Origin of the sequence: Candidatus Stoquefichus massiliensis AP9 (assembly GCF_000455285.1) — a bacterium.
Taxonomy (GTDB): domain Bacteria; phylum Bacillota_I; class Bacilli_A; order Erysipelotrichales; family Coprobacillaceae; genus Stoquefichus; species Stoquefichus massiliensis.
Window position 1 is genome coordinate 337,806 of record NZ_HG005285.1, and the last position, 10,765, is coordinate 348,570.

At 31.2% G+C, this 10,765-nt stretch carries 13 protein-coding genes and 8 tRNA genes; 11 read left to right on the plus strand and 10 right to left on the minus strand.

What is annotated here, in order from left to right; translation table 11 throughout:
• Positions 1-7 precede the first annotated feature (7 nt).
• The 7 genes from BN350_RS03870 (at position 8) to BN350_RS03900 (ending at position 605) form a co-directional block, all read left to right on the plus strand.
• Positions 8-83, plus strand: a tRNA-Val gene (locus BN350_RS03870).
• Positions 84-86: 3 nt separating this feature from the next.
• Positions 87-162: transfer RNA gene (locus BN350_RS03875), tRNA-Thr, on the plus strand.
• Between the two features lie 8 nt (positions 163-170).
• A tRNA-Tyr gene (locus BN350_RS03880) sits at positions 171-254 on the plus strand.
• 9 nt (positions 255-263) lie between these two features.
• A tRNA-Gln gene (locus BN350_RS03885) sits at positions 264-339 on the plus strand.
• Positions 340-349: 10 nt separating this feature from the next.
• Positions 350-425, plus strand: a tRNA-Lys gene (locus BN350_RS03890).
• A gap of 9 nt (positions 426-434) precedes the next feature.
• Positions 435-508: transfer RNA gene (locus BN350_RS03895), tRNA-Gly, on the plus strand.
• 23 nt (positions 509-531) lie between these two features.
• Positions 532-605 (plus strand) — tRNA-Gly (locus BN350_RS03900).
• A 476-nt stretch (positions 606-1,081) separates the two neighbouring features.
• Here BN350_RS03900 and BN350_RS03905 read toward each other — a convergent pair.
• Together BN350_RS03905 and BN350_RS21615 are read right to left on the minus strand one after the other, a co-directional pair.
• Positions 1,082-2,032 carry an alpha/beta hydrolase gene (locus BN350_RS03905; RefSeq protein ID WP_028042411.1) on the minus strand — a complete coding sequence of 317 codons (951 nt, stop codon included), beginning with the start codon at positions 2,030-2,032 and terminating at the stop codon, positions 1,082-1,084.
• Between the two features lie 26 nt (positions 2,033-2,058).
• On the minus strand, positions 2,059-2,187 hold the full coding sequence (locus tag BN350_RS21615) for a hypothetical protein (protein ID WP_261797096.1): 129 nt from the start codon (positions 2,185-2,187) through the stop codon (positions 2,059-2,061).
• Positions 2,188-2,314: 127 nt separating this feature from the next.
• Here BN350_RS21615 and BN350_RS03915 point away from each other — a divergent pair, with 127 nt between their 5' ends.
• Entirely contained in the window at positions 2,315-2,809 is a 495-nt protein-coding gene (locus BN350_RS03915) for a TetR/AcrR family transcriptional regulator (RefSeq protein WP_028042412.1), read from the plus strand.
• A 33-nt stretch (positions 2,810-2,842) separates the two neighbouring features.
• Here BN350_RS03915 and BN350_RS03920 read toward each other — a convergent pair whose 3' ends face one another.
• The 3 genes from BN350_RS03920 to BN350_RS03930 are packed head-to-tail and all read right to left on the minus strand — an operon-like array spanning position 2,843 to position 5,486.
• The gene (locus tag BN350_RS03920) at positions 2,843-3,790 is read right to left on the minus strand and encodes an ABC transporter permease (protein WP_028042413.1); all 948 of its coding nucleotides are present in this window, start codon (positions 3,788-3,790) and stop codon (positions 2,843-2,845) included.
• Between the two features lie 11 nt (positions 3,791-3,801).
• Positions 3,802-4,545, minus strand: coding sequence for an ABC transporter permease (locus BN350_RS03925; RefSeq protein WP_028042414.1), 744 nt, complete (start codon positions 4,543-4,545; stop codon positions 3,802-3,804).
• A 2-nt stretch (positions 4,546-4,547) separates the two neighbouring features.
• Positions 4,548-5,486: an ABC transporter ATP-binding protein gene (locus tag BN350_RS03930; protein ID WP_028042415.1), complete on the minus strand. Its 939-nt coding sequence runs from the start codon at positions 5,484-5,486 to the stop codon at positions 4,548-4,550.
• 169 nt (positions 5,487-5,655) lie between these two features.
• Here BN350_RS03930 and BN350_RS03935 point away from each other — a divergent pair.
• A tRNA-Gly gene (locus tag BN350_RS03935) sits at positions 5,656-5,729 on the plus strand.
• A 14-nt stretch (positions 5,730-5,743) separates the two neighbouring features.
• Here the strand turns inward: BN350_RS03935 and BN350_RS03940 are convergent.
• Positions 5,744-6,712 carry a reverse transcriptase family protein gene (locus tag BN350_RS03940; RefSeq protein WP_044600101.1) on the minus strand — a complete coding sequence of 323 codons (969 nt, stop codon included), beginning with the start codon at positions 6,710-6,712 and terminating at the stop codon, positions 5,744-5,746.
• Positions 6,713-6,898: 186 nt separating this feature from the next.
• The gene (locus BN350_RS03945) at positions 6,899-8,062 is read right to left on the minus strand and encodes a PucR family transcriptional regulator (protein ID WP_028042417.1); all 1,164 of its coding nucleotides are present in this window, start codon (positions 8,060-8,062) and stop codon (positions 6,899-6,901) included.
• A gap of 156 nt (positions 8,063-8,218) precedes the next feature.
• Here BN350_RS03945 and BN350_RS21620 point away from each other — a divergent pair, with 156 nt between their 5' ends.
• Positions 8,219-8,347, plus strand: coding sequence for a hypothetical protein (locus tag BN350_RS21620; protein WP_261797097.1), 129 nt, complete (start codon positions 8,219-8,221; stop codon positions 8,345-8,347).
• A gap of 42 nt (positions 8,348-8,389) precedes the next feature.
• Here BN350_RS21620 and BN350_RS03955 read toward each other — a convergent pair whose 3' ends face one another.
• The 3 genes from BN350_RS03955 to BN350_RS03965 are packed head-to-tail and all read right to left on the minus strand — an operon-like array spanning position 8,390 to position 10,097.
• Complete coding sequence (locus BN350_RS03955) at positions 8,390-9,103, minus strand: DUF3784 domain-containing protein (protein ID WP_028042418.1); 714 nt, start codon at positions 9,101-9,103, stop codon at positions 8,390-8,392.
• An 18-nt stretch (positions 9,104-9,121) separates the two neighbouring features.
• Positions 9,122-9,757 carry a DUF3887 domain-containing protein gene (locus BN350_RS03960; RefSeq protein WP_049945502.1) on the minus strand — a complete coding sequence of 212 codons (636 nt, stop codon included), beginning with the start codon at positions 9,755-9,757 and terminating at the stop codon, positions 9,122-9,124.
• Positions 9,750-10,097 carry a PadR family transcriptional regulator gene (locus BN350_RS03965; RefSeq protein WP_028042420.1) on the minus strand — a complete coding sequence of 116 codons (348 nt, stop codon included), beginning with the start codon at positions 10,095-10,097 and terminating at the stop codon, positions 9,750-9,752. The genes BN350_RS03960 and BN350_RS03965 overlap by 8 nt, the downstream gene beginning before the upstream one ends.
• A 158-nt stretch (positions 10,098-10,255) precedes the next feature.
• On the opposite strand from BN350_RS03965, the gene BN350_RS20890 reads away from it, so the two are divergent.
• Positions 10,256-10,765, plus strand: a 510-nt coding sequence (locus BN350_RS20890) for a hypothetical protein (RefSeq protein WP_187117098.1), incomplete at its 3' end; no start/stop codon positions are given.

The following is a 10,765-nucleotide window of genomic DNA, read 5'->3' on the forward strand; positions in this document are numbered from 1 at the left end:
GAAATACGGAGGTTTAGCTCAGTTGGGAGAGCATCTGCCTTACAAGCAGAGGGTCAGCGGTTCGAGCCCGTTAACCTCCACCATTTGCCGGCTTAGCTCAACTGGTAGAGCAACTGACTTGTAATCAGTAGGTTGAGGGTTCAAGTCCTTTAGCCGGCACCATGTTTCTTGGGGAGGTAGCGAAGTGGCTAAACGCGGCTGACTGTAACTCAGTTCCTTTCGGTTCGGTGGTTCGAATCCGCCCCTCCCCACCATTTTTTTATTGGGATATAGCCAAGCGGTAAGGCAACAGACTTTGACTCTGTCATCTCCCTGGTTCGAATCCAGGTATCCCAGCCAATGTATATTTGACCCGCTAGCTCAGTCGGTAGAGCATCTGACTTTTAATCAGAGGGTCAGGCGTTCGAGTCGCCTGCGGGTCACCATTCTTAAATGCGGGTGTAGTTCAATGGTAGAACTTCAGCCTTCCAAGCTGACTACGTGGGTTCGATTCCCATCACCCGCTCCATTTAAAATTTTATAAATCCTTATGCGGGTGTAGTTCAATGGTAGAACTTCAGCCTTCCAAGCTGACTACGTGGGTTCGATTCCCATCACCCGCTCCATTAAAAAAATAACTTACAGACATAATAGTTTGTAAGTTTTTATTTTATATATAATACACAACTTTCATCTTAACTGATTTAAAATTATAAGAATTTGTATATGGATTGAACTTATCTTAGCCATTTAGTTCCCATTACAATAAATTCTCATGATACTAAACACTTAAATAAAGCAAGATATTTAGAAATTTTCACACTACCTCCGTTAACAAATACAGTTACAGAATATTTTTTATAACTTGTTTCTAATTCATTTGAATAATAAATGATATATTTACTAAATTTTTGGAGTGTCGATTCTTTGTAAACAGTTGTTTCATATTTCCTATTTTCAATGCATCCACTGTATTAATTTTTGTTATATCATTTTTTGGAATAGAAGTCATAAAACTCAATACAACAAATCAAACAATGATAATAACCATAACCAGTAATATCATTCTAATAATTTTCAATACTTTTCTCATATCTTCTCCTTATCTTACTGTTAAATATTTATCTAAATATTCTTCTACAGTCTCCAGCCATTTTCTGTAAACTTCGTCATCATTTTGAAGTCCATGCCCTGAATGGGAACATTCAAAATATTGATAATCAACATTATATTTTTGATATGCCTGCAATAATCGTTGTGACCCTTTATATGGTTGTACCTTATCATGTTTACCATACGCTACAACACTTGGAACTGTATTTTCATCCACCCACATTACTGCACATATTGGTTTGAGTTTTTCAATATAGGAACCATCCTTTATCATATTTGATGTCAGTTCCACACCGCCCATGATACCTAACAATCTTGCCGTTCCTTCTCTAGCCTCATCTGTATCTTTATCAAAACCATAAATATCCCAATCTGCAGCATAAAAACTTGATGGTCCTACGGCACCAAATAATAATTTAACAGGTACTGGTGATTCTTTGGCATCTCTGTATGCATAAATCATTGCCAGTGCATGACCAGCTGATCCACCAGCGATTCCCATTTCATTGACATGATACCCATATTTCTCTGCAGTTTCAATAACCTTTGGTATTGCTTCTTTTATTTCATTTGATTGAGATAAAACACTTTTATCATTTGTTTCATTTCTGAGCGTATAATTAATACCTGCTGTCACATAACCTTTGTTGCATAGCCAAGAAAGCATTTCTCTATCATCTGACTTATCTCCCTGGGTAAAACCTCCAGCATGAAGATAGACAACTAATCCATAATTTTTCCTTGTATTATCCCTAGGTAAGTACAGATCAAACTTATGTGCCTCTCCATCTCCATAGGCAATATCATTATAGAGTGTTCCTAAATTATCACTCCATTCAATAGAATATTTTTGTGACCATGCAGGCTTCATGGCTATTTTAGAATATGCTCCTACTCCCATAGATACTAAAAAAACAAATACACATAATAAAATAAACATACCATTTCTCCTCTTCTTATCATTTTTCACAAAAAATTACCCCCAAACAATGTTCCACCCATCAGTAAATTTAAGATTGCACGTACTACTAATCTTCCCATAATTATTCCAAACACAATAACAGCACCTAGAATAACCCATCTTTTTCCAGTCATTATTCTTCTCCTCCTTGATTTATTATTTTAATGATGTTATATTTATAACATCTGTTATGTTATGCTAAAAACAAATAGAAAGCAATAGCACTCAGTACAAATGTTAAGAAAAGGAGTTGTTTATAACATGGAATTACAAAGTGATTTTTCGAAAAAATGTATTGCTGATGCATTAATATATCTAATGCAAAAAAAGAAGTTTGAAAGAATAACAAACAAAGATATTAGTCATAAAGCTGGTGTTTCTCACATGACGATTTATCGTCATTTTAAAAACAAGAATGAAATCATATCTTATTATTTAAAAATTATATTTGATGAATGGAAACAGAAGTGGGATAACAACGATAATATTGGATATCAAATATTTTTATTCTTCCAAGAAAATAAAGAAATAATTGATATATTATATAAAGCTAATCTTCAGCATCTCCTTATTGAGCATATTTTAGCAATATGTGATTATAAAGAGGATGATTCTGATGTAATGGCTTATTCTAAGGTTACTATTGCTTATCTTATCTTTGGCTGGTGTAATGAATGGTATAAAAGAGGAATGAAAAATACACCAGAAAAAATGGCTATGTATTTTAATCAACAAAGCAATAATGGAAAAATATAAAGGGCTCATTTCTTTCAAACGAGTCCTTTTTGTTTATCGACTTGGTAATTTTCTTTTTTCAATTATAACCGCTGTTAAAATAAAGAGAAATGATACTACAATAACATAAACAATCCCTATCGATGGTAATGATGTCTGATTTTCTAATGCCAGTAGTAATGACATGATTTGTTGTTGTGGAAATATTTGAACAATGGTATGAAAAATGACATTGTCAGTAACTTGAACAAATCCTCCTGAAACAATAGTTCCTATTATTGCAAACATATTTCCAATCATCATACTCTCTTCAATTGTTTTTGATAATACATTGATCCATAAACCAAATGAAGTTGCAAAAAAGCATAGTAAGAATAATATGAATACAAATAACCCATAATCAATTGATAAAGGTATATGAAAAAGATATAAAACCAGACTTATAATGATGAACGCTGGAACAAAGAGAAAGCTCAAGACAACGACAAAATGACTTAACAAATATTGCCAGCAGGAACATGCTGTTCCTAATATGCGTTTATTCATTCCTTTTCTTTCATCAAAATAATATTGATACATTTGAACGCCCAATAATGAAATAACCATCATAAGGAATCCAAGAATATGAGAAGCAGTTCCTCCACTATTCTCATTAGGTAACGAATCTATTTGGCCATTGATGATAAGTTGAACAAGCTGGTTATATTCGTCACCTTTAGTAGATAGAATTTGTATACTATCATTTTCTAAATAAGCAACAGCATCATATTCATTCAAAACCATTTGTGATGTCTTTGGAATCTCATCCAATGGAATATAATCAACATTTTTATTTTCTCCTGTTTCTATATTGCCAACAATACCGATTTGCATCTGATAAGAAAGATTATTAGTTATATAGACTGCTATTCCCATCACAACAGGTATTAAAATTAAATAGGTTATAAAAAATGCTTTGTTATGCGCAATACGATAAAACATTAACCTCATATGTTTATACATCTTTCTTCCTCCTATATATAATCATCTGGACGATAGTTTCTATGAACAATCATCAGTAACAATAAAGACAAAACAACAAGTCCAAATATAATCCACCAATAATATTCACTTCTTCCATCATAGATAATCTGAAAAAGACAATCTACAGTCCATTTCATAGGAGAAAATTGTGCAATCATTTCAAAGAAATCACCTAAACTTGCAATAGGAAAGAAAATTCCAGATAACAAGCCCAATACAGACATTGAATTAGAAATAATTACATTTGTTAATTCTTCACTATGAATCGTAACACAAAGAGCAGTACTCAGTAATATCAAAAACAAAACAAATGCCCCCATTAATAAAATCACATAACTGATACGAGAACCACCTAAATTAACAAATGACGTGACTTGAAATAGAATCATATTGATTGATATACATAAAGACATGACTACAAAACACGCCAATATCTTTGCCATATATATACTAACCCTTGAAACAGGGCTATAAAAAATTCTTGTATTTCCACTTTTTAAATGTTTTTCTAAGAAAATATTAGCAGGAACAGTAGCTCCCATCATGGCAATAAAAACAATCATTGTCACACCATAAAAATCATAAGAACTGACTAAAGTAGTATTGTATAAACCATCAAATAGGAATCCCATAAGAAATGTCAAAACTGACGGAAATATAAGAAAGATAGTCAATGTTGCAGGTGTAAGCAATTGACATAAAGCTTGCTTAAATAATGTATAAAAACCTTTCATCATTAATCCCTCAATTTCTTTCCTGTTAATTCTAAAAAAACCATCTCTAAATTTCCTTCTTCCATTTCCATTTTGGTTATATGACAATTCTCTTGAATGATCAACAAAATGATTTTATGAAAAATATCTTCTTTTTTTGAGATTGTAATCGTCAATGAATCTTCCAATCTTTCAATATTTTCCACTCCTTGAATCATTCTTAACTGATTTTCAATATCTAATGTAAGCCCCTGTATATACAAACGATAAATCAGTGTGTCTTTATATCTTTCTAAGAGTTCATGAAGTGTACCTTCTGCTATTTTTCTCCCTTTATCCATAATGACAATTCTATCAGCAATCTCTTCTACTTCTTCCATATAATGAGTTGTATAAATAATTGTTGTCCCCATCTCTTTCAATTGTTTTAGTGATGATAATATATGGTTCCTTGATTGTGGATCAATCCCTACTGTTGGTTCATCTAAAATCAATAGTTTTGGATGATGGGCAATCGCACAAGCAATATTCAGCCTTCTTTTCATCCCTCCACTAAATGTTTTAGGGAGTTCATTTTCTTTGTCATCCAATCCTACAAACTTTAATGCATCATGAACTCTTCGTTTAAGTTCACTTTTTTGTAAACCATATAATGAAGCAAAGAACGCAACATTACGATAAGCTGATATATCCTCATAAATTGCAATTTCTTGAGGAACAATACCCAGCTGACTTTTCACATGATTGGTATGAGACATAAGTGAGTATCCAAATACATTTATCTCTCCTGCATCACTTTTTAATAATGTAGACAGTATACTTATCATTGTACTTTTCCCTGCTCCATTAGGCCCTAATAAACCTAAAATTTCTCCTTCATAAACATCAAATGATAAATTGTGAATAGCTTTATTTTCTTTGTAACTTTTTTCTGTGTTTTTGACTTCTAAGATTTTATTCATATATCTTCCTCCTTGATTTCACTATAAAGATTTCATATTATTTTGGCTACAAACTTTGCTTTCCTTTTAAGGAACTATTGGTTGCAAATCATGGTTGCGATAATTATTTATAAAAAATATTGAAATCTATTCAAAAAAATGATAGAATATAAAAGTCAAATCAAGAGTTGCGGGTGTAGTTCAATGGTAGAACTTCAGCCTTCCAAGCTGACTACGTGGGTTCGATTCCCATCACCCGCTCCATAAAACAAACAAACTCATACACTAAACGTGTATGAGTTTTCATATTCTTTCAACTTATCTTTATATATTTGAAATTCTTTATCTTGAGCGTTGATTTGTAGAATATACAAAACTTGTCCATAAATATGATTAAGATAACGCTCAGGGCTTTTTTGGTAACCAATTTTTTCTAAATGTGACTGTAATCCATATGCTTCAATATAATGCATGGTTTGTCTTATTTTTCGACGATATAAACGAGGAACTTGTATTTTTTCATTAACAACAATACCTGTAACATTCTGTTGTTGTGAATGATTGATAACATGAATTTTTTGATAATTAAGTTTTAAACCTAATGGATTAAGATATTGTTTAACTTTTCTAATCACATCAGCTGGTATCAAGTCGCCGGAAAATGTCATATCATCAGAATACCTTGTATAAGATATGTTCCTTTGTGAACACCAATCTCCTATTTCTTCATCAAAATCTTTCATAACAAGATTAGATATATAAGCAGAAGTAGGTGCTCCTTGTGGTAAATCATCATGATAAGTACATAACTGTGTCAATAACATACCTATTGGTTTAGGAAAATATGCAAGCGAAAAGCATGATTCATAGACATTAATAAATTGTATGTGGTTAAAAAAATCTTGAATATCTAATTTAAGAATTCTTTTTTGATGAACATGTGGTAACGCATTTTCTTTTAATCCAATATGAGGATGATATGCTTTTGCATAAGAGGAAATAGACTTATGATTTAATATTTGATGTAAGATTTTTCTTTGAATTGATTTAAGAAGAGGATGGGGACAATAGATTGTTCTTAATTTTCCACTATTCTTTTTTATCTTAATAATTTCATATTGGTTTTCAATAGTATTACTAATTGTATATAATAATTTTATCTTTTCTTGATCAGATAAATCACCATCAATAAGATGAAGAGATAATAAAAACTGGTTGCACATTTCCTGATTCATATACTTCCACATTTTTATCTCCCTCCTTGCTGAACAATACAAATGATATTGTCATATGGAAATGGGCGGTGACTCTACATGTCTCGTGTAGTTAAGCCCCTTGGAATATGACAATTTCCATGTCTTTATTTTTCTCATTCTTTAGCGACTCGCTAAAGTTTCGTATATCACTATTGTTCATAAATTCATCATATCACATCATTTTATTTTTCGCATCTCTTTTATATAAAATGCCATCATATATGGAAACATATCTTCATAAGATGATAATGAATTATGGAGCAATTCTTTAATCTTTGTTAAGCGATAATTAATCGTATTACGGTGTGTGTAAAGATGTTTAGCAATCGCCTGTGGACTACCATTGTATTCCAAATAATAATAAAGTGTCTTTTCTAATTCACCATGATGTTTTTGATCATATTCAATGAGTGGATCTAATAAACGATGATACATATCATCCAATATGGACTGATCATCAATTGAACAAAGAACTTGATAAATTCCCATATCTCTAAAATATAAAATCGGCTGATGAAATTGTGAAGCTAATCTTACAGCACTCAATGCACGTTTATAACTGGCAATAACATTTCTAAAATCAGTCACTTGTGTTCCTAATCCAATATGTATGAAATACTTGCTCATTCTTTTTTGCGCACGTTTATACATATTCATAATTGTTGCATCAAATAATTTTTCATCTAAATTATTCACAACTAATGTAAAATGTCCATCATACCAAAAGAAACTATAAGTACATTCTATTTTCTCAAAATAGAGTTCTATCTGAAAAGCCATACGTCTTCTTTCAATCGTATCCCATTGATCAGAATTCTCAATATCAATCAGTAATACCTGAAAAGTTCCATCCACATCAAAAGCAGTTGCCACTCCTGCTCTTGAATCTTCTACAGTTAAAGGATTCATAAAAACATTTTTAAAATACTTAGAAACTTGCCTATCTTCTTTTTCAGAATATAAACATCGCATACTAAAATCCTTTATTAAATCAGCTAAATGAACTTTCCATGGTGTTGTTAATAATGGAAAATCATGCTCATCACAATAACAAATCACATCTTGAGGAACATCAACAATATACTTTCCAGTATTAATAATTAATCCAACACTATGATATTGTATTAATTTTTGTACCAGATTCATTAATGCCCCCTCTTCTTGAAAGCCTAAGCCTGTTGTCACAGCTAATTCTTTCCCCCATAACTGACGTATAATAATCGTATCTTCTATTAAGTGAACCCAACTAATTGCATTAGCACACCCTAATTGACCTGCTAAAAGGTTTAACTGGAAACGTTCTTGTGTTTGCACCAATGCATCTTCAATTGTAAACCCCATATGTTTTCCCTCCTTATTCCTATTATATCACTTTTTGTGCAATGAGCACAAAAAAAGTCTCTATCTTTAGATTTTGAGACCCTTTTATTATTTAATATATAGTATATAATGAAATTGTATTAAAAAGGGAACAATAAAACCAAGGGAGGTACTTTTATGAACGCTACTTATGATTATTATTATTTAACACACAATTATGATACTTATCCATCTTGGATTCAAAGTGAACGTTATTTTAATTGTGATAGTTTTTCAAAACTTTTCTCATTTTTATGGAATAAATAAAATAATAGAAGATATTACAAGAAAAGCGATTGAATCGCTTTTCTATTTTATTTTATATTGAATTTCCTGATAAATTTTTTGTGTTTCTTCTTTTGTTTTAGCATTGAATACAACCACTTCTGAATTCAAATAAATCACAATATAGTCATCACAATTTTCATATGCATATAAATGATAACTTCCAAATTTTTCATTTTTAAAGCGACCGGCACCTATAACGGCATTCCCAATTCCAAATGTTCTACTTCCAGTATCTAAATTAGTTATATAATCAACAGAATCAATATCCTGATAATCTATTTCCATTGATTTTGTCATTGACGCACTGACTTTTAAATAATCATCTTCAAATGTTACATAGACATTGCCAGTAAACATCGCAACTCCAATAACCACCATAACAACAATCCCCAAAAGTGTACTCAACATTTCTTTTTTCTTATACCAAGGTTTATTATGTTGGTATTGAGTATTATTGCTATAACAAAATCTAGTTCCATAAAGCATGATGATTGTACCAGCGAACATACAAGACATCATAAGAATTGTCCCATCTTTTTTTAATAATAATGCAGCCAATAAACCTAATGTCACAACAGAAAAACCAATTCCCATTACACGGCATAATTTCTTTTCATCATACTTTTGTTTTTCTTCTTTGTTAGCTGTATTATATCCAGCAATCAAGAAACTACCTTTTCCAAGTAAAAATATTATTGAAATCACAGCAAATATAAGTGTTATTATAATCAACATTTTTCTGTCCTCCACCCACTATTTCATATACAATCCAGCTAAATGACTATCACTTGTAAAAGTTAATGTATATGTTACTGATTTGTTTTCATATAAAGCCACAACTTCACCAACGGCCATATCTTCTCCATTTTGTTTCACTTCTGCAAAATAGTGACTGGTTATCTTTTGATATTTTCCCAGTTCTCCCATTGTTTTTAATGCAGTTTCCCAATTTTCTCTTGTAAATTGTCGTTGCATTTGTGGTGTACAAGCATTATAAAGAACTTGATAATCATGAATATGAGTGATAGTTCTTTCACTCCACTGCAACAATAATTCTTCATTAAATAGTCCAGATGTACCTAATGGTGTGGTTTCAGGAATTAATGAACGAATATAGAATATAGCTGCAATCACAAGAGCAATAATCACTATACCAATACTAACGATAAGTTTAAGGTGAGATTTCTTTTTAATAACTCCCATATTATCATTCAGTTCTTGTGCTAATTGCTCTGGTTTACCCATTCTTTTCATAATATCTTCAAATGTTTCTCCACTGTTCAAAGCTATTTGAATATCACTTTCTAAATCACTTTTCACTTTCATTTTCTGTTGTTTTGAACATCCTAAATGTTTTACCACTATCCTAATATATGAATCCTTATTCATCACAATCATCCCCTAACATTTGATTCACAGTTGTTGAAAATTCTTTCCATAGTTCCTTTAATTCCTTTAAAGTTTCAATTCCAAGTAAAGTAATCACATAATATTTTCTTGAGACTTCCTTATTCTTAGGCTCACTCCATTCACTTTTAATAAAGCCATCGTCTTCTAAACGATATAAAATAGGATATAAAGTTCCTTCCTTCATTTCAAATAATCCATGACTTCTATTCTTCATTTCCATAATCATCTGATAGCCATACATCCGTTCTTTTGAAAGAAGCTGAAGAACTAATATTTCAAGTGCTCCTTTCTTTAATTGTCTTTCATACTTTACATTCATCGCATCACTTCATTTCTATTTAGTATTACTAAATACATTCTAATACAAAATAATGAAATTGTCAAATAGAATGATATCCCAATATTTCACAAATTTTCTTATCACAAAGTTAATCATAAAGACATAAAAAGAGGCAATACTATATGTGGGTGATAAATATGAATCAAAAAAGATTTACATTTGATGATGAATATGAAGAAGCTTCTTCTCAATTCAATAATGATGAAAGAATCAATGATAATGCTCCGTATGAGAATAATCAATATCAAAAAGAACAAACTTCTTTGCGTAAAGATTCAAAAGTTCATCATAAAAAGCCAAAAACAAAAATAAAAAAGAAAACAAAAACAGTTGTAAAAAAGAAACGGCCTCAAAAAATCATAAAAGAAAGAAAACGTTCTTGGTTTTCAACATTACTCTTATTTCTTTTATCTATTCTTATCATTGCTGGTATTTGTGCTGGTGGTTACATAGCTTATGATTACTACACAAAACAGCAGGCACAGATTGATCAATTACAGCAGCAATTACAAGAATCTCAACAACAGCCTACTCCTCCACCTGTAACAACCCCTCCAGTCGAGGATCATACCCAAACTCAAGAAACTCCAAACCAGGATGAATCACAACAAACGCCTGACACTCCAGATGAAGAAATTCCAGAAAAT